This is a genomic window from Kribbella sp. NPDC050281 (genome assembly GCF_040655855.1).
In the GTDB taxonomy this organism is placed as follows: Bacteria; Actinomycetota; Actinomycetes; order Propionibacteriales; family Kribbellaceae; genus Kribbella.
On record NZ_JBFAKS010000003.1, the window covers coordinates 97106 to 113657 of the forward strand.

The following is a 16552-nucleotide window of genomic DNA, read 5'->3' on the forward strand; positions in this document are numbered from 1 at the left end:
GGTGCCGATCGGCGCCGTTAGCGTCGAGGACCATGACGGACGATGATCCGAAGCGGATAGTTCGCCGTGGGTACGACGTACTGTCGCTGCGGTACGACGAGGCGACCGGCGCCGACTCGAAGTACCGGAGCTGGATCGACGAGCTGATCGCGCGGCTCGAGGGTGGCAGTCGAGTGCTCGACGTTGGCTGCGGGAGCGGGGTGCCGGTCGCGCGTGAACTCGTGGCCGCGGGACATCACGTCACCGGGGTCGACATCAGCGAGGTGCAGATCCGTCGCGCTCGTGAACTCGTGCCGGGCGGTGAGTTCATCAACGCCGACGCCACATCGCTGGACTTCCCGGCCGGATCGTTCGACGCCGTCGTGTCTCTGTACGCCCTGATCCACATGCCCCAGGACGAGCAGCAACGACTGCTCCACAACATCGCGACTTGGCTCCGCCCGGGCGGATGGTTCCTGTGCACCACCGGTCAGTCCGCGTGGACCGGCGTCGACGAGGACTGGCTCGACGGCGGAGCCGCCATGTGGTGGAGCCACGCCGACGCAGACACCAACCGCTCCTGGATCACCCAAGCCGGCCTGACCATCGAACACCAGGCGTTCATCCCGAAGGATCCGGCGGCCACGCGCTCTTCTGGTCCCGCCGGCCCCAGCAGCCCTGACCCGGACCACGAACCGGCGGGGAGCCTGGTGGACTCCCCGCCGGGGCATTGCCAACTTCTTCACGGTTCAAGAAGTTGTAGTCCTTAATCCTTGATGCCGGATTGGGTCACTCCTTGGATCAGGTAGCGCTGGAGGAAGGCGAAGATCAGGACCAGCGGCAGGATCGAGACCGCCACAGCCATGAACAGCTCGTGGATGTTGATGGTTTGCGCGGTCACGAACGTCGACATCGCGACCTGGACGGTCCACGACGACGAGTCCTGGCCGATCACCAGCGGCCAGAGGAACGAGTTCCAGTTGGCGATGAACGTGATCGCGGCCAGCGCGGCGAAGAACGGCAGCGAGTTCGGGACCACGATGCGCCAGAAGACACCGAAGTACCCGGCCCCGTCCACCCGGGCCGCCTCCTCCAGCTCCTTGGGGAACCCCAGGAAGTACTGCCGGAACAGGAACGCCGCGAACCCACTGAACAGCGTCGGGATGATCAGGCCGCGCAGCGAGCTGACCCAGCCGAGCGACGACACCACGATGAAGCTCGGGATGAAGGTGACCGCGGCCGGGATCATCAGTGTGGCCACGATCGCGTAGAAGATCTTGTCCGCGTGCCGGTACGGGATCCGGGCCAGGCCGTACCCCGCCATCGATGCCAGCAGCAACTGTCCGGCGGTGCCGAGGACGCCGACCACCGCGGAGTTGTACATCGCCCGCGCCATCGGCACCTGGGTGTCGTTGAACAGTTCGCTGATGTTGCTCCACTGCAGATCCTTCGGGAACAGCGTCCAGTCCGGCGCGGTGATGTCCGCCTCGGTGGACAGGGCGTTGCGCAGGATCAGGTAGAACGGCAGCAGGAACAGCACCACCGCGACGAACAGCGCGATCCAGCGTCCCACCATGCCGACCACGCCGAGCGGGCTGCGGCTGAAGCCGATCGGCTGTGGGGTTCCCGTCGTACGTTCGGTGGCCGACATCAGTCACCCGCCTTTCCGAAGCCGAAGATCCGGCCCTGCAGCAACGTCACGATCATGATGATCACGGCCAGGATGAGCGCTCCCGCGGAGCCGTGCCCGAGGTCCTGGATCGACCCGAGCGAGATGCCGTACAGGTAGACCAGTGGCGGCCGCGCGTAGTTCACGTTGCCGATCAGGTTGTAGAACTCGTCGAACGCCTGGTACGCCGCGATCAGGTTCAGGATCAGTACGGCGACCGACGTGGCGCGCAACTGCGGCAGCGTGATGTAGCGGAACACCTGCCAGCCGGGTTTGGCACCGTCGACGTACGCCGCCTCGTAGAGCGTCGGCGAGATCCGCTGCAGGCCCGCGATGAACAGGATCATGTAGAACCCGAGTTGCAGCCACAGCCGGACGCTGACGATCGGGATCCAGTACCACGGCGGATCGACCGTCGACAGCCAGGCGATCCCGTCGACGCCGAACCAGCCGAGCACCGTGTTGGCCAGGCCGAACCGGACACCGTTGAAGATCGACAGCCGCCAGATCAGCGACGCGACGACGTATGAGCATGCGGTCGGCAGGAAGAACACGGACCGGAAGAACGCCCGCGCGATCTTGACCTGGTTGACCAGCAACGCCAGCGCCAGCGACAGCACGAACGTCAGCGGCACGATGAACACCGCGAAGATCGTGAACGTGCCCAGGCTGGACAGGAAGTTGTGGTCGGTGAGCATGTCGACGTAGTTCTGCAACCCGACGAACTTCGACGGCGTGACCGTGTTGTAGGCCTCGAAGAAGCTGAGGACCAGGCTCCAGATGATCGGCAGGTAGGAGAAGATCAGCAGCCCGACGACGAACGGTCCGACGAACAGCCAGAACGACATCGTGGTGCCGGCGATCCCCCGCCGGCGTCGCGTCCCCCGCCGCTCACCAGTGGTGGCGGAGGACGCGACCGGCTTGGTGTCTGCCGGTGCGCTGCGGCTCACCCGAACAACCGGGACAACTCGTCGTTGACGGTCTTCTCGGCCTTGGCGATCTCGGCGGCGGGGTCGGCTCCCTTCTTGATCACGTTGGTGAGCATGTCGCCGAACGCCGTACCCATCTTGGGAGTCCAGGCCGGGTTGTCGGTGTGGCCGTAGTCAGCAGTGAGCTTGACCGTCTCGGCCGCCACGCCGCTCTGCAGCTTCGCCGCCTTGGCCGCAAGGCTCTTGCGCGGCGGGATGTGGAAGCCGTAGTTCAGCGACCAGTCCTCCTGGAAGTCTTCCTTGTCGATCCACAGCCACTTCACGAACTTCTTCGCCGCGTCGACGTTCGCGCTCTTGGACGAGACGAACTGCGTCCAGCCGCCGGAGTACACAGCCGGCTTGCCCTGTGCGTCCAGCGCGGGGAACGCGAACACGCCGAGGTCGTCGCCGAGCGCCTTCTGCATGCCCGGCACGGCCCACATGCCGATCCACTGCATCGCCGCCAGACCCTGGTTGATCGCACCCGGGTCGGTCCAGTCGGTCGGCGAGCCCAGGAGCACGCTCTTGCTCGCGTACAGCTCGTGAAGCTTGCCGAACGCCTGCGCCTGACGGTCGCCGGTGAAGCCCGGCTTGTTGTCGTCGGTCAGGTAGCTGCCTCCGGACGACCACACCGCCGGTCCGCCGAGTGCGAGGCCGCCGTCGTTGCCGACGAAGATGCCCTTCACCTTGTCCGTGGTGAGTTCCTTGGCCGCGGCGATCAGGTCGTCGATCGTCTCCGGCGGCTTGATCCCGGCCTTGTCCAGCAGGGACTTGCGGTAGTAGATCACCTGCGGGTCGACGATCATCCGGATCCCGTAGATCTTGCCGTCGACGGTGTTGGTGGCCAGGTCGCCCGGCTGGAAGTCGTCCTTGACGTCGGCCATGATGTCGTCCAGCGCGACCACCTGGTTGCTCTTCACCATGCCGATGTTGAGTTGACTCTCGAAGACGTCCGGGCCCTTGCTCGACAGCAGGCCGGACGACAGCTTGGCGCCGTAGTCACCGGGGGTCCACGCGACCGTGACGTTCGCGTCGGTGTAGGCCTTGGCGTACTTCGTCGCGGCTTGCTGGGTGCCGGTCTCGCCGTACTGGTGGTACCACTGCGACAAGGTCGCCTTGGCGCCACCGCCGCCGTCGCCCCCGCTCGAGGGCCGGCCGGTATTACCGCCGCAGGCCGCGGTGAACGCGGCGAGCGCGGCCAGGCCGCCGGTCCGCTTGAGCAGATCCCGCCGGGTCAGACCGGCGTTCGGAACATGAGCAGGCATGAATTCCACCTTCCCGAGGAACAGCGCCGCAGGGGGTACGACGCCGGCGGTTCCGAGTTACTTAACAGCGTTAAGCATCTCCGATTTCGCACACGTTACAACTAGATCCAACATTCCAACAGCCTTCGACACAGGTCTTTCCGGCACGGTACCCATCACGCTGGTGGATTCCGCTCCGACGCTCCCAGGTGAATCGTTGGAGAAGTGTGTAGCACCATCGCTCAAAAGCGCGCCCGGCGCAAGACCGGGCGCGCTCTTCTTTGTTCGAATCTGTGGACTGTTGCTGGGGTGGTATCAGACCGTGATCAGCGGAACGTGTCCCCCGCCGAAGCCTTACGCATCAGGAGTTCCGGCGGTTCGAACCGGTTGCCGTACGACGACGCCAACGCCTGCGCACGCTCGACGAACGCGGGCAGCCCGTAGCCGTTGATGTACTGCAGCGCGCCGCCGTACAGCGGTGGAAAACCGATGCCGAAGATCGATCCGATGTTGGCGTCGGCAACGGAGCGTAGTACCCCTTCGTCCAGGCACTTGACCGTCTCCAGCGCCATCGCGAACGTCATCCGCTCCTGCAGATCGATCAGCGGTACGTCGTTCCGTTGCGGGAAGTGCTCCCACAGCCCGGGCCACAGGGTCTTGGGACCATCCGCCGGGTAGTCGTAGAAGCCGGCACCCGCAGCCTTCCCGCGCCGGTCGAACTCGTTCACGAGCCGGTCCGCGACCGCCATCCCCGGATGCTCGTCGAACGCGCCGGCGCTGTCGCCGGCCGCCCTGGCCGCGTCCCGGATCTTTTGCGGCAACGTCAGCGTGACCTCGTCCAGCATCGCCAGCGGCGGCGCCGGGAAGCCCATCTGGGTCGCGGCCCGCTCGATCGTCACCGGGTCGATGCCCTCTGCGACCATCGCCGCGCCCTCCATCACCAGCGTGCCGAACACGCGCGAGGTGAAGAAGCCCCGGCTGTCGTTGACCACGATCGGCGTCTTCTTGATCTGCCGGACCACGTCGTACGCCTTGGCGATCGAGCGGTCGGAGGTCTTCTGGCCGACGATCAACTCGACCAGTGGCATCCGGTCGACGGGCGAGAAGAAGTGCATGCCGAGGAAGTCGTCCGGCCGGTCGATGCCGTCGGCCAGTGAGGTGATCGGCAGCGTCGAGGTGTTCGAGCAGAGCAGCGCGTCCGGCTCGACCACGCCGGCGACCTCGGCGAACACCTTCTGCTTGAGCTCCTCGCTCTCGAACACCGCCTCGATCACCAGATCGCAGCCGGCCAGGTCGTTCGGGTCCGCGGTCGGGGTGATCCGGCTGAGGAACTCCTCCACCTCCCCCGCCGTCATCCGTCCCTTCTGCACCTGCTTGGCCAGCAGTTTCTCGGAGTACGCCTTGCCCTTGCCGGCCGCCTCCAGCGACACGTCCTTGAGCACGACCTCGATGCCGGCCTTCGCGCACACGTACGCGATCCCGGCGCCCATCATGCCCGCGCCGAGCACGCCGACCTTGCGCGCGGAGGACTTCGGTACGCCGTCCGGCCGCGAGGCGCCGGCGTTGATCGCCTGCAGGTCGAAGAAGAACGCCTGGATCATGTTCTTCGCGATCTGCCCGGTCGCCAGCGACACGAAGTACCGCGACTCGATCCGCGAAGCGGTGGCGAAGTCGACCTGGCTGCCCTCGACGGCCGCGCTCATGATCGCCCGCGGCGCCGGATAGGGCGCGCCCTTCAGTTGCTTGCGCAGGTTCGCCGGGAAGGCCGGCAGGAACGCGGCCAGCTTCGGGGACGACGGCGTACCGCCGGGGATCTTGTAGCCGTCACGATCCCACGGCTGCTTGGCGTCGCCGTCGTACCCGTCGATCCACCGGTAGGCGGCGTCGAGCAGCTCCGCGGCGGGGACGACCTCGTCCACGATGCCGACCGACTTGGCATGGGCGGGCTTCATCCGTTGCCCCTGCAACAGGACTTTCATCAGTGCGTCCTGCAGGCCGATCATCCGGACGGTCCGGGTCACACCGCCACCGCCAGGCAGTAGACCGAGCGTCACCTCGGGGACGCCGATCTCGATCCGCTTGTCGTCCGCAACGATCCGGTGGTGACAGGCGAGCGCGATCTCGAGACCGCCACCGAGCGCGGAGCCGTTGATCGCGGCAACGACCGGGACACCCAGTGTCTCCAGTGCACGGAGTTGCCGCTTCACCTCTTCCACGGTGTCGAAGACCTCGGCCGCATCGCTGGGCTGGATCTGCGACAACATCTGCAGGTTGCCGCCGGCGAAGAAGGTGGATTTGGCGCTGGTGATCACGACACCTCTGAGGCCTGACTCCGACTGGAGTCGGGAGATGGTGTCCCCCATCGCGGTCAGGTACGCCTCGTTCATGGTGTTCGCCGACGCGTCCGGGTCGTCCATCGTCAGGGTGACGACACCGTCGACGTTCTGCCAGGAGATCATGCCGCAAGCCTCTCGATGATCGTCGCGACGCCCATCCCGCCGCCGACGCACAGGGTGGCCAGTCCGTACCGGAGCTCGCGCCGCTCCAGTTCGTCCAGCAGGGTTCCGATCAGCATGGCGCCGGTGGCACCGAGCGGGTGACCGAGTGCGATCGCACCGCCGTTCACGTTCACCTTCTCGTGCGGTACGCCGAGATCCTTCATGAAATGCATGACCGCGGCGGCGAACGCCTCGTTCATCTCGAACAGGTCGATGTCGCTCACCTCCAGGCCGGCCTTGGCCAGCGCCTTGCGCGCGGCCGGTGCCGGTCCGGTCAGCATGATGGTCGGGTCGGCGCCACTGACGCCGGTGGCGACGACCCGGCCGCGAGGTGCCTGCCCGAGCGCCTCGCCGACCTTCTCGTTGCCAACAGCAACCAGGGCGGCGCCGTCGACGATGCCGGACGAGTTGCCGGCGTGGTGCACGTGGTTGATCCGCTCGACGGTCACGTACTTCTCCAGCGCGACCGCGTCGAAGCCGCCGTGCTCCCCGATCGCCGCGAAGGACACAGGCAGTCCGGCCAGCGTCTCGACCGTCGTACCGGGCCTGACGAGTTGATCGTGGTCCAGGATCTGCAGCCCGTTGCGGTCCTGCACCGGGATGACCGAACGGCCGAAGTAGCCGTTCGCCCAGGCCTTGGCCGCCCGGGCGTGTGACTCGGCGGCGTACGCGTCGACGTCGGTGCGGGACAAGCCGTCGAGAGTCGCGATCAGGTCCGCGCTGATGCCCTGCGGGATGAAGTTCGTCGCCAGGGCCGTCTCCGGGTCCATCGCCCACGCGCCGCCGTCGGACGCCATCGGCACCCGGGACATCGACTCGACGCCGCCGGCGAGAATGAAGTCCTCCCACCCGGACCGGACCCGCTGCGCTGCCTGGTTGACCGCCTCGAGGCCGGACGCGCAGAACCGGTTGAGCTGCACGCCACCGGTCGTCTCCGGGTAGCCCGCCGCCAGCACCGCTGTCCGGGCGATGTCCATGCCCTGGTCGCCGATCGGCGTGACGACACCCAGTACGACGTCGTCGATCGTGGCCGGGTCCAGCTCGGGGTGCCGGTTCCGCAGTTCGTGCAGGAGGCCGGTGATCAGCTGGATCGGCTTGACCTCGTACAGGGCTCCCGTCGGTTTGCCCTTGCCGCGTGGGGTGCGGATCGCGTCGTACAGGAAGGCTTCACTGGTCATCATGATCCCGTCGGTCGAAGACTCCCCTCGATTGTGACAGTTCTGGTGTCACGATGGTCAAGGGGGCCTCGTTATGATCTCCGCCATGCCGGAAACCAGCGCGGGGGGAACCGTGGACGAGGCGACACTGACGGTGGACGAACTCTCAACCCGGGTCGGGATGACGGTGCGGACGCTCCGCTTCTACGCCGGCCGCGGCCTGATCCCGCCCCCCATCCGGCGCGGCCGGGTCGGCTACTACGGCCCGGAACACATCGCCAGGCTCGATCTGGTCCGCGAGCTGCAGGCCCACGGCTTCACCCTGTCCGCGATCGAGGGCTACCTGGATCGCATCCCGCCCAACGCAACACCGCAGGACATCGCCCTGCACCGGACCCTTCTGACCCCGTGGATGCGCGACCTCCCGGAGACCCTGGACCGCACCGCGTTGGTACGACGTACCGGTCGGGAGCTCACCGACGACGACATCGAGATGCTGGTCGCGCTCGGCGTGGTCGAGCCGACGCCGGACGAGGACGTGTTCCAGGTCGCCACCGCGCACCTCAGTCTCGGCGTCGAGCTCCTCGATCTGGACCTGCCGGTCGACGCCGTACTCGCCGCCGGCCGGATCTTCACCGAGCACGGCCGCGCGATCGCGGAGGAGCTCACCGAGGTGTTCCGGACCAAGGTGTGGCCGCACTACCGGGATTCTGGCGGCCCGCCGGAGCACATCCAGCAGCTGGTCGAGCGGTTCAAGCCGGTGACCATCCAGGGCCTGGTGCTGGCGTACGAGCGAGCCGTCGGCGAGACCCAGCGCGACACGATCCGCCGGACCCAGAGCAAGCGCCGCTGACGGCCGGCGGAGCTCGTCTCACCGGCCGGTGCGGTGGCCGTCCTAGGCCGGCGGTGCTTCCTGCGCCGGCACGACCATGTTCAGACGGCCCTCGACGACATCGTTGGCGACGTCGGTGAGGCGGCGATTGTGGGCCCGCGCATAGGTCCGCATGATGGCGAACGCCTCGTCGACGCCGACCGAAAGGCTGTGGGTGAGGAACCCCTTGGCCTGCTCGATCAGAATGCGGCTGTTGAGCGCCGACTGGAGTTGCTCGGTGACGATCTCCTGGCGGGCCAGCGCGCGCTGGTGGATGATGCCGATGCTGGCGGCATCGGCCATTGCCTGCCCCAGCGCCACCGTGTCGTCGTCGAGCGGTCCGGCGGTAGCGCTGAACAGGTTGACCGCTCCGAGGACGGTACCGCGCAGCCGCATGGGCAACGCGTGCACAGCCAGGTAGCCGTTAGCCAGAGCGGCAGCGCTGAAACGCGGCCATCTGTCAGCAACCTCGCGCATGTCGCCGCACTGCACGGGTCGCCCCGTGGTGAACGCCTCCAAGCACGGTCCCTCGGAGTTCTGCAACTGGGTCAGCTCTACCAACCGCGCCTGCTCGGTGGAGGCCGCGACCAGGTTCAGTGCGCCGTGGTGGTCGACGAGCAGAATGCCGCACGCAGACACCCCCAGCAGCTCGCTGCACCTTGTGGCGAGCCGATCCAGGAAGTCGATGATGTCGAAATCGTCGACGAGGGTGTCGGCCAGCTCGATGAACACTTCTCTCGCCCTGCGGTCAGACACGCTCATCTCTCATCCTCCTCTTCATTCTCAGCTTGCTCCGATTCCTGCTTGTCCGGATTGCGGGCGCCCGGCGGGTCCGGGTCCGTGTCCGGCGGATCGCCGCTCCCGTCGGCGGAGACGCCGTGCTGGTCGCCGTTCAGGTACAGGCGGCGGGCCATGACGTCGGTGGCGACCAGGTGCAACGGCCTGCCGCTGCTGAACGCGTGGGCACGCAGAAGAGCCAGCGCATCGGTGACGCTGATGCGCTGCTGGGCGGCCACGAATCCGGCAGCCTGATGCACCTCCGCACGGCGCGCGGTGAACGCCGCATCGATCACCTGATCCAAGTCTGCGCTCAGTCCATGGCGACCGTCGAGCGCAAGGACGAAAACCGCGTCGGCGTACACCAAGGCGTCCAGAATCTCATCGCCGCCGAGGGGTCCGGGCTGCCGCCGGTAGACACTCAGGGCGCCGATCCTGGCCGCGCCCGCACCGATCGGGAACGCGAAGATGGCACGCACGCCGTGCCGGGCCGCGGCCGGAGCGAAAGCCGGCCACCGATTGACCGCATCGAACCCGGACAGATCAGCCGCCAGTACCGGCGCGCCGCTCGCGATCGCGTCAGCACTGGGGCCTTGGCCGAGGGTGAACTGCAACTCCTCCAACTCACCGACGTCGGGCATGGTGGCCAGGAGAGGTTCGTACGGTCCGGCATCGGGCGACATGGACAGCCCGGCGCCCAGGGCCGACAAGGCCTCGACGCAGGCCAGCGCGGCATAGCGCAAGGAAGGCGATGCGCCGTCGATTCTGGCGGCAGCGTCGATCGCCCCCCACACTCTGGCACCGCGGTTCTGTTCCACCCGCTCCATCCAGACTCATGCCGCCGCCGGACGGATCCTTCACCCTAGCGGCCTTACTCGTCGTTCGGCTCGCCGTCCGTCGGCGACACGCTCGGCTCCGACTCCGGGACCCGTTCCGGCTCTGGCTCTTTCGCTCGTTTCGGTGTAGCCGCCTTGTCGGCGACAACAGAGCGCAGACCGATCCATTCGCTCATCGATGCTCCATCCCACTCAGCCCGCGCAAAGCTGCCGGGGTCCGGGGCAGCACCTTGCCTGACAGTCTAGGCCGCAGCGTGGTTGACTGCCTTCAGAGAACCAGGGGAGGTCGCGATGGGGATTGTGTCGCCGGGATTCACGGGCCGCCGGAGTGGATCGGAGCTTCCGCCCGGGCAGTACCTGACGCGGGACTTCCCGGTGTTGTCCGCCGGCCCGACCCCGCAGATCCGCACGGAGCACTGGGAGTTCACCGTCACCACTGAGACGGGTGAGGCGACCAAGTGGGACTGGGCCGGGTTGCTGGCACTGCCGGCCGACGAGATCACCAAGGACATCCACTGCGTCACCCGGTGGTCGAAGCTGGAGACGAGCTGGAAGGGCGTCTCGCTCGACACACTGCTCGCGGATGTGGAGACCAGCGCCGACTACGCACTCGTGCACAGCTACGGCGGGTACACGACCAACGTGCCGATGGACGACCTGCTCGACGGTCAGGCCTGGATCGCCTACGAGTACGACGGCGAGCCGATCCACCCCGAGCACGGCGGCCCGGCCCGTCTGCTGGTGCCGCACCTGTACTTCTGGAAGAGCGCGAAGTGGGTCCGCGGCCTGGTGCTGTCCGACACCCAGGACCTCGGCTTCTGGGAGACCGCCGGTTACCACGAGTACGGAGACCCATGGAAAGAACAGCGCTACGCAGGCGACTGACCTGGCAGGTCGCCACCGTCACCGACATACGGCGGGAGACGGCTACCGCCCGCACACTCGTGCTCGACGTACCGGACTGGCCGGGGCACCTCGCCGGACAGCACTTGGACGTCCGGCTGACCGCGCCCGACGGGTATCGCGCCTCCCGGTCGTACTCGGTCGCCTCGGCGTGGACCGGTGACACGATCGAGCTCACCGTTGAGCAGGTGCCCGAGGGCGAAGTCTCGCCGTACCTGGTCGACGTGCTGAAGGTGGGCGATCCGCTGGAGCTCCGCGGTCCGGTCGGCGGGTGGTTCGTCTGGAAGCCGGAGCAGGAAGGGCCGGTCCAGCTCATCGGCGGCGGATCGGGGATCGTGCCGCTACGCGCGATGCTGCGTGCCCACGCGGCCGCGGACAGTACGACGCCGGTGCGCCTGCTCTACTCGGTACGACGGCCGGCTTCGGTGATCTACGTTGACGACCTGAAGGAATTGGCCGCGTCGGACGACGTCGACGTACGACTCGTCTACACGCGGGAGGCGCCGGCCGGAGAACCGCGAGTGGGGCGTATCGACGCCGACCTGATCGAGCAACTCGCGTTCACGCCGGCGGACGGGCCGACGACGTACGTGTGTGGGCCGACGCCGTTCGTGGAGGCGGCGGCGGACCTGCTGGTCGCCGCCGGTCACGACCCGGCCCGCGTCAGAACCGAGCGTTTCGGACCGACTGGAGGCCCGCGATGACCACAGATGCCAGTTATTTGGACGGCAATGCCGCCGCCGGAGCGCTGAGCGAAGTTTTCGCGATGGATGTGACCGCCGCGATCACCCAGTGCAACGGGTGCGGACAGACCGGCGTGTTCGCGGAGTCGCATGTCTATGTGAACGCGCCCGGCCTGGTCGCTCGCTGTACCGGCTGCGACGGCGTGCTACTGCGCGTCGTGACCACCCCGTCCGATGTCTATGTGGATCTCCGCGGCCTGACATACCTCAGGCTGCCCAATCCATAGCCTCAGGCGTAGTCTGAAGACGAGATTCGTCACAAGCGGCCCGAGACCCCGGCCCTCTACCCTGCCTGGGAGGACCGGTGGCCAATGCAGATCACGGGGCCGACTATCTCGATCGCCTCGCGCGTTCCGAACCTTTGGATGTCTGGCAACATGAGGACCTGGCGGCCGCGCTGACGGTGGTCGACGACCTCCATGCCCAGCGGCCGCACACGGCAGGCACAGCCAGAGTCATCGACCTGAGGCTGGCGATCTACCGGAGCAGGTTGCGCTACGAGCTGTCCCAGCGATTCGAGCTGGAGCAGCCCGAGCCGTAGACCCCGCGCTACACGCCGAGGCTGCGGCCCACGATCTCCTTCATGATCTCGGTGGTGCCGCCGTAGATCGTCTGGATCCGCGTGTCCAGGTAGGCCTTGGCGATCGGGTACTCGGTCATGAAGCCGTAGCCGCCGTGCAGTTGCAGACAGCGGTCGACGACCTTCTTCTGCAGCTCGGTGGTCCACCACTTGGCCATCGCGGCCTCGGCCACGGTCAGCGTGCCGGCGTTCAGCTCCTGGACGCAGCGATCCACGAACACACGGGCGATCTGCGTCTCCGTGGCGATCTCGGCGAGCACGAAGCGGCTGTTCTGGAACGAGCCGATCGGCCGGCCGAACGCCGTGCGCTCCTTCACGTAGCGCAGCGTGTCGTCGAGCAGATTCTCGCAGGCGGCCGCCGCTACGACCGCGATGGTCAGCCGTTCCTGCGGCAGCTTCTCCATCAGGTAGACGAAGCCCTTGCCCTCCTCGCCGAGCAGGTTCTCCGCCGGGACCCGGACCTGGTCGAAGAACAGCTCCGCGGTGTCCTGCGCCTTCAGCCCGATCTTGTCCAGATTGCGGCCGCGCTCGAACCCGGGCATGCCGCGCTCGACCACCAGCAGCGAGACACCCTGCGCCCCTGCTGCCGGGTCGGTCTTGGCCACCACGATGACGAGGTCGGCGAGGATGCCGTTCGAGATGAACGTCTTCTGGCCGTTCAGCACGTAGTGATCGCCGTCGCGGCGCGCCGTGGTCTGAATACCCTGCAGGTCGCTGCCGGCGCCCGGCTCGGTCATCGCGATCGCGGTGATCGTCTCGCCGGAACAGAACTTCGGCAGCCACCGCGCCTTCTGCTCCTCGGTGGCATAGTCCAGCAGGTACGCCGAATTGATGTCGGTGTGAATGGTGAAGCCGACGCCACTCGCACGAGCCCGGGTCAGTTCCTCGATCAGCACGGTGTTGAACCGGTAGTCGCGCACACCTCCACCGCCGTACTCCTCCGGCATCATGAAGCCGAGCAGGCCCGCCTGGCCGGCCGCGGTCCACAGCTCGCGCGGGACGATGCCGGCCTCCTCCCAGCCGTCGTGCTGCGGCACGATCTCCTTGTCGCAGAACGCTCGCACGGTCTCCCGGAAGGCATCATGATCGGCGTCGAAGAGCTGACGTTCCATCGGGCGGTTCCTCTCAGTCCTGAACGGCGGCGCCGGTCTCCAGCAGCTCGTCGATGTCGGTGATGCCCCACTCGGCGAGTGCGTCGCGGGTGTGCTGTCCGGGCCGCGCGGGCGGTCGGCCGAGGCTGGTCGGCGTACCGGAGAAGCGTGGTGCCGGGGCGGCCTGGCGGATTCCGTCGTGGTCCATGAAGGTGCCTCGGGCAACAAGATGCGGGTGGTCGGCGGCGAGTGGCAACACCGGCGCCACGCAGGCGTCGGTGCCGTCGAAGACCTCCGTCCACTCGTCCTGGGTGCGTTGCAGGAAGGTCTCGGTCAGCACCTTGCGCAGCTCAGGCCAGTTGGCCGGGTCGTTGCGATCAGGAGCGCTGATCCCGAGCGTCGCGATCAGTTCGTCGTAGAACTGCGGCTCGATCGCGCCGACGGCGACGTGCTTGCCGTCCGCCGTCTCGTACACGTCGTAGAACGGGGCGCCGGTGTCGAGCAGGTTCGTCCCGCGGTCCTGCCGCCAGTTCCCGGCGGCCAGCGCACCGAGCAGCATCGTGGTCAGATGCGCGGAGCCGTCGACGATCGCAGCGTCGACCACCTGGCCCCGGCCGGTGCGCTGAGCTTCGTGCAACGCGGCGAGTACGCCGACCACCAGGTAGAGCGAGCCGCCGGCGAAGTCACCGAGCAGGTTGGCCGGCACCTGCGGCGGTCCACCCGCCCGACCGATCAGATGCAGGGCGCCCGACACCGCGAGGTAGTCGATGTCGTGCCCGGCGGTCTGCGCGAGCGGACCGTCCTGGCCCCAGCCGGTCATCCGCCCGTAGACCAGCCTGGGATTGATCGCGTGGCAGTCCTCCGGACCGACGCCGAGGCGCTCGGCGACGCCCGGCCGGAAGCCCTCGACCAGTACGTCGGCCTGCGCGGCCAAGCGTCGTACGACGTCGATCGCGGTCGGGTTCTTCAGGTCCAGGGCCACGCTGCGGCGACCGCGGTTCACCAGCTCGTACTCCGGCGGGCCGAACGCCAGTCCACCGCCAGGCCGGTCGATGCGGAGGACATCGGCGCCCAGCTCGGCCAGCATCATGCACGCGAACGGCGCCGGTCCGATCCCGGCCAGCTCGACCACCTTGACGCCCTGCAGTGGACCCATGAGCGCTATTGTGACAGTTCTACTGTCACAGTCGTCAAGTCACTTTGCGAACCATCGCCAGCGCCGCGGCCGGGACCAGCACGCTCAGGGCCAGCACCACGCCGAGCGCGATCGACCACCCTGGCGACTCGCCCTCGAGGTGACCGAGGTGGAAGACCAGGTGTGGCACCGCGCCGACGAGATACGCCACCAGCGCGACCACGCTGAGCACGCGGTCGAAGCGCACCGCGGCCGCGATGAAGATCACCGCCAGACCGAGCGTCGCGCCGCCGAAGTCGCGGAACAGGTGCTCGCTGTACGGCGGCGTCCAGTCCACCGTCGGCACGTCGTCGTAGAACGAGAACGGGAAGAACAGCAACCACAGACCGAGGACGAGTTGGTACGCGCCGAACACCACCAGCACCGACCGCACATAGCCCCTCATGCGAGGTACTCCGCGAACGTGACCCGACCGTACGGCGTCCCGTCGACCAGCGGCCCCGCGGTGGCGTAGGCGCGAAAGATCTTTCCCGGGATCCGCAGTGGAACGGTCGGCCGGTGAGAACTCCTGGCTCGCTTCCACAGCCGGGCCAGGTCGGGGACCCGGCGGCGTTCAGGACCGCCGATGTCGGCGACGCGCCCGTTGGCGGGTGCTGCCGCGACCAGCTCGACCAGCCGACCGGCAACGTCCTCGACGGCGATCGGCTGGAGGGTGACAGCGGGTGCGAACAGCACGGGGAGGAACCGCTGCGCACGGAAGATCTGGTCGATCAGGTCGTGGAACTGGGTCGCCCGCAAGATCGTGAACGGTACGCCGGACTCCTCGACGAGCCGCTCGACGGCGAGCTTGGTCCGGTAGTACGGCATCGGGATCCGGTCGACGGCGACGATCGACATCTGTACGACGTGCGCCGTACCGGCGGCTCGGGCGGCATCAAGCAGGTTGCGTGCCTGCCGCTCGTCCCGGCGGCCGAGGCTGGTGGCCAGGCTCACGATCACGTCGATGCCCTGAACCGCGGCAGCGAGACCTGCGCAGGTCGTCAGGTCTCCGACGAAGCGATCAGGCCCGGGCTTCCGGCTGAAAATCCGGACCTGGTGTCCGGCCGCACGAAGCCGCCCGACCGTGGGCCGGCCGAGTGTCCCGGTGCCGCCAGTGACCAAGATGGAACTCATCTGGTGTCCTTTCTGTCACCAGCTCAGATCCGGTAGGCCGTCGATTCGTGACAACTGGCGGGCCGCGAAGGTGAGTTTGTCCGGGTTCATCACCAGGCGCAGGTCGGTGATGCCCTCGGCACCGAACTCGATGAAGCACACCGCGTGCACGCCGTTGGGGCCCAAGGCAACCAGTGCGGGACGGCCGTTCGCCTCGGCGAAGCCCGCCTCGATGCCGCCGCCGAAGCGCTCGATCACACCGACCAGGTAGCGCGCGACCCGCTCCTTGCCGACAAGCGCGTTCCGGGCCGCGATCACCTTGCCGCCGCCATCCGCCCGCGACACGACGTCGCCGGCGAGCAGCTTCTCCAGTTCCTCGATCTCACCCAGCCGGGCCGCGGCAAGGAACCGCTCCACCAGCTCGCGCCAGCCGGCCCGGTCGACAGGCTGGTCCCGCCGTGGCTCGGCGGCGATCCGCTTCGCCGCGCGGGACGCGAGCTGCCGGGCGTTGACCTCGGTGGTGCCGATCAGCTCGGCCACCTCGCGATGGCTGTAACCGAACGCCTCCTTCAGGACATACGCCGCCCGCTCCGCCGGCGTCAGCCGCTCGAGCACCAGCAGCAGCGCGAACGACACCGACTCCCGCTCGGCCACGACGTCCAGCGGGCCGAGCTCGTCGAACTCCGCCCGCCCACTCAGCACCGGCTCCGGCAGCCACTCCCCCACGTACGTCTCCCGGCGTGCTCGCGCGGAGGTCAGCTGCTTGATCGACAGGTTGGTGACCACCCGCGCGAGGTAGGTGTCCGGGTCGCGCACGGAATCCTGATCGGTGGCCCGCCAGCGCAGCCAGGCGTCCTGCAGGATCTCCTCGGCATCGGTCGCCGTACCCGTCATCCGGTAGGCGATCCCGAACATCCGTCCGCGCAGGCGTTCGAACTCATCCACCCGG

At 67.7% G+C, this 16552-nt stretch carries 19 protein-coding genes; 6 read left to right on the plus strand and 13 right to left on the minus strand.

Annotated features, from left to right (window positions below):
- The first annotated feature begins 32 nt into the window (after positions 1-32).
- On the plus strand, positions 33-749 hold the full coding sequence (locus AB0I34_RS04725; RefSeq protein ID WP_360439412.1) for a class I SAM-dependent methyltransferase: 717 nt from the start codon (positions 33-35) through the stop codon (positions 747-749).
- Here the strand turns inward: AB0I34_RS04725 and AB0I34_RS04730 are convergent.
- From AB0I34_RS04730 to AB0I34_RS04750, 5 genes are all read right to left on the minus strand, one after another.
- Complete coding sequence (locus tag AB0I34_RS04730) at positions 746-1630, minus strand: carbohydrate ABC transporter permease (RefSeq protein WP_360439415.1); 885 nt, start codon at positions 1628-1630, stop codon at positions 746-748. The two genes, AB0I34_RS04725 and AB0I34_RS04730, sit on opposite strands and share 4 nt — an antisense overlap.
- A complete protein-coding gene (locus AB0I34_RS04735) occupies positions 1630-2598 on the minus strand; it encodes a sugar ABC transporter permease (protein ID WP_360439418.1) in 969 nt (322 codons plus the stop codon). Before AB0I34_RS04735 ends, AB0I34_RS04730 begins: the two co-directional genes overlap by 1 nt.
- Positions 2595-3881: a sugar ABC transporter substrate-binding protein gene (locus AB0I34_RS04740; RefSeq protein ID WP_360439421.1), complete on the minus strand. Its 1287-nt coding sequence runs from the start codon at positions 3879-3881 to the stop codon at positions 2595-2597. Before AB0I34_RS04740 ends, AB0I34_RS04735 begins: the two co-directional genes overlap by 4 nt.
- Before the next feature lie 305 nt (positions 3882-4186).
- Complete coding sequence (locus AB0I34_RS04745; protein WP_360439424.1) at positions 4187-6319, minus strand: 3-hydroxyacyl-CoA dehydrogenase NAD-binding domain-containing protein; 2133 nt, start codon at positions 6317-6319, stop codon at positions 4187-4189.
- Positions 6316-7536, minus strand: coding sequence for an acetyl-CoA C-acetyltransferase (locus tag AB0I34_RS04750; protein WP_360439426.1), 1221 nt, complete (start codon positions 7534-7536; stop codon positions 6316-6318). The genes AB0I34_RS04745 and AB0I34_RS04750 overlap by 4 nt, the downstream gene beginning before the upstream one ends.
- An 85-nt stretch (positions 7537-7621) precedes the next feature.
- On the opposite strand from AB0I34_RS04750, the gene AB0I34_RS04755 reads away from it, so the two are divergent.
- Positions 7622-8368 (plus strand): MerR family transcriptional regulator, encoded by a 747-nt coding sequence (locus AB0I34_RS04755; protein ID WP_360439429.1) that lies wholly within the window; start codon positions 7622-7624, stop codon positions 8366-8368.
- Positions 8369-8410: 42 nt separating this feature from the next.
- On the opposite strand, the gene AB0I34_RS04760 is transcribed toward AB0I34_RS04755, so the two are convergent.
- The 3 genes from AB0I34_RS04760 to AB0I34_RS04770 are packed head-to-tail and all read right to left on the minus strand — an operon-like array spanning position 8411 to position 10175.
- Positions 8411-9118, minus strand: a complete 708-nt coding sequence (locus tag AB0I34_RS04760) for a GAF and ANTAR domain-containing protein (protein ID WP_360439432.1) — start codon at positions 9116-9118, stop codon at positions 8411-8413.
- Between the two features lie 26 nt (positions 9119-9144).
- On the minus strand, positions 9145-9990 hold the full coding sequence (locus AB0I34_RS04765) for a GAF and ANTAR domain-containing protein (RefSeq protein WP_360439435.1): 846 nt from the start codon (positions 9988-9990) through the stop codon (positions 9145-9147).
- A 44-nt stretch (positions 9991-10034) separates the two neighbouring features.
- Entirely contained in the window at positions 10035-10175 is a 141-nt protein-coding gene (locus AB0I34_RS04770) for a hypothetical protein (protein ID WP_360439438.1), read from the minus strand.
- Positions 10176-10290: 115 nt separating this feature from the next.
- Here AB0I34_RS04770 and AB0I34_RS04775 point away from each other — a divergent pair, with 115 nt between their 5' ends.
- From AB0I34_RS04775 to AB0I34_RS04790, 4 genes are all read left to right on the plus strand, one after another.
- Positions 10291-10884: a sulfite oxidase-like oxidoreductase gene (locus AB0I34_RS04775; RefSeq protein WP_360439441.1), complete on the plus strand. Its 594-nt coding sequence runs from the start codon at positions 10291-10293 to the stop codon at positions 10882-10884.
- Positions 10854-11606 (plus strand): ferredoxin reductase, encoded by a 753-nt coding sequence (locus AB0I34_RS04780; RefSeq protein ID WP_360439444.1) that lies wholly within the window; start codon positions 10854-10856, stop codon positions 11604-11606. The genes AB0I34_RS04775 and AB0I34_RS04780 overlap by 31 nt, the downstream gene beginning before the upstream one ends.
- Positions 11603-11872: a DUF6510 family protein gene (locus tag AB0I34_RS04785; protein ID WP_360439447.1), complete on the plus strand. Its 270-nt coding sequence runs from the start codon at positions 11603-11605 to the stop codon at positions 11870-11872. The genes AB0I34_RS04780 and AB0I34_RS04785 overlap by 4 nt, the downstream gene beginning before the upstream one ends.
- 77 nt (positions 11873-11949) lie before the next feature.
- Positions 11950-12186, plus strand: a complete 237-nt coding sequence (locus AB0I34_RS04790; protein ID WP_360439450.1) for a hypothetical protein — start codon at positions 11950-11952, stop codon at positions 12184-12186.
- 8 nt (positions 12187-12194) lie between these two features.
- On the opposite strand, the gene AB0I34_RS04795 is transcribed toward AB0I34_RS04790, so the two are convergent.
- The 5 genes from AB0I34_RS04795 to sigJ are packed head-to-tail and all read right to left on the minus strand — an operon-like array spanning position 12195 to position 16548.
- Positions 12195-13337: an acyl-CoA dehydrogenase family protein gene (locus AB0I34_RS04795; RefSeq protein ID WP_360439453.1), complete on the minus strand. Its 1143-nt coding sequence runs from the start codon at positions 13335-13337 to the stop codon at positions 12195-12197.
- A gap of 13 nt (positions 13338-13350) precedes the next feature.
- A complete protein-coding gene (locus AB0I34_RS04800; RefSeq protein ID WP_360439456.1) occupies positions 13351-14472 on the minus strand; it encodes a CaiB/BaiF CoA-transferase family protein in 1122 nt (373 codons plus the stop codon).
- 34 nt (positions 14473-14506) lie between these two features.
- Positions 14507-14896: a hypothetical protein gene (locus AB0I34_RS04805; protein WP_360439459.1), complete on the minus strand. Its 390-nt coding sequence runs from the start codon at positions 14894-14896 to the stop codon at positions 14507-14509.
- Positions 14893-15624 (minus strand): NAD(P)H-binding protein, encoded by a 732-nt coding sequence (locus AB0I34_RS04810; protein ID WP_360439461.1) that lies wholly within the window; start codon positions 15622-15624, stop codon positions 14893-14895. Before AB0I34_RS04810 ends, AB0I34_RS04805 begins: the two co-directional genes overlap by 4 nt.
- 15 nt (positions 15625-15639) lie before the next feature.
- Positions 15640-16548, minus strand: coding sequence for an RNA polymerase sigma factor SigJ (gene sigJ, locus AB0I34_RS04815; protein ID WP_360439464.1), 909 nt, complete (start codon positions 16546-16548; stop codon positions 15640-15642).
- Positions 16549-16552 lie beyond the last annotated feature (4 nt).

What these genes read in the sequence shown, in the direction of transcription:
- AB0I34_RS04800 (WP_360439456.1), bottom strand. Translation starts at nt 14,472, where the DNA reads ATGGGTCCACTGCAGGGCGTCAAGGTGGTCGAGCTGGCCGGGATCGGA.
- AB0I34_RS04755 (WP_360439429.1), top strand. Translation starts at nt 7,622, where the DNA reads ATGCCGGAAACCAGCGCGGGGGGAACCGTGGACGAGGCGACACTGACG.
- AB0I34_RS04745 (WP_360439424.1), bottom strand. Translation starts at nt 6,319, where the DNA reads ATGATCTCCTGGCAGAACGTCGACGGTGTCGTCACCCTGACGATGGAC.
- AB0I34_RS04750 (WP_360439426.1), bottom strand. Translation starts at nt 7,536, where the DNA reads ATGACCAGTGAAGCCTTCCTGTACGACGCGATCCGCACCCCACGCGGC.
- AB0I34_RS04765 (WP_360439435.1), bottom strand. Translation starts at nt 9,990, where the DNA reads ATGGAGCGGGTGGAACAGAACCGCGGTGCCAGAGTGTGGGGGGCGATC.
- AB0I34_RS04805 (WP_360439459.1), bottom strand. Translation starts at nt 14,896, where the DNA reads ATGAGGGGCTATGTGCGGTCGGTGCTGGTGGTGTTCGGCGCGTACCAA.
- AB0I34_RS04725 (WP_360439412.1), top strand. Translation starts at nt 33, where the DNA reads ATGACGGACGATGATCCGAAGCGGATAGTTCGCCGTGGGTACGACGTA.
- AB0I34_RS04775 (WP_360439441.1), top strand. Translation starts at nt 10,291, where the DNA reads ATGGGGATTGTGTCGCCGGGATTCACGGGCCGCCGGAGTGGATCGGAG.
- AB0I34_RS04740 (WP_360439421.1), bottom strand. Translation starts at nt 3,881, where the DNA reads ATGCCTGCTCATGTTCCGAACGCCGGTCTGACCCGGCGGGATCTGCTC.
- AB0I34_RS04795 (WP_360439453.1), bottom strand. Translation starts at nt 13,337, where the DNA reads ATGGAACGTCAGCTCTTCGACGCCGATCATGATGCCTTCCGGGAGACC.
- AB0I34_RS04730 (WP_360439415.1), bottom strand. Translation starts at nt 1,630, where the DNA reads ATGTCGGCCACCGAACGTACGACGGGAACCCCACAGCCGATCGGCTTC.
- AB0I34_RS04785 (WP_360439447.1), top strand. Translation starts at nt 11,603, where the DNA reads ATGACCACAGATGCCAGTTATTTGGACGGCAATGCCGCCGCCGGAGCG.
- AB0I34_RS04780 (WP_360439444.1), top strand. Translation starts at nt 10,854, where the DNA reads ATGGAAAGAACAGCGCTACGCAGGCGACTGACCTGGCAGGTCGCCACC.
- AB0I34_RS04810 (WP_360439461.1), bottom strand. Translation starts at nt 15,624, where the DNA reads ATGAGTTCCATCTTGGTCACTGGCGGCACCGGGACACTCGGCCGGCCC.
- AB0I34_RS04770 (WP_360439438.1), bottom strand. Translation starts at nt 10,175, where the DNA reads ATGAGCGAATGGATCGGTCTGCGCTCTGTTGTCGCCGACAAGGCGGCT.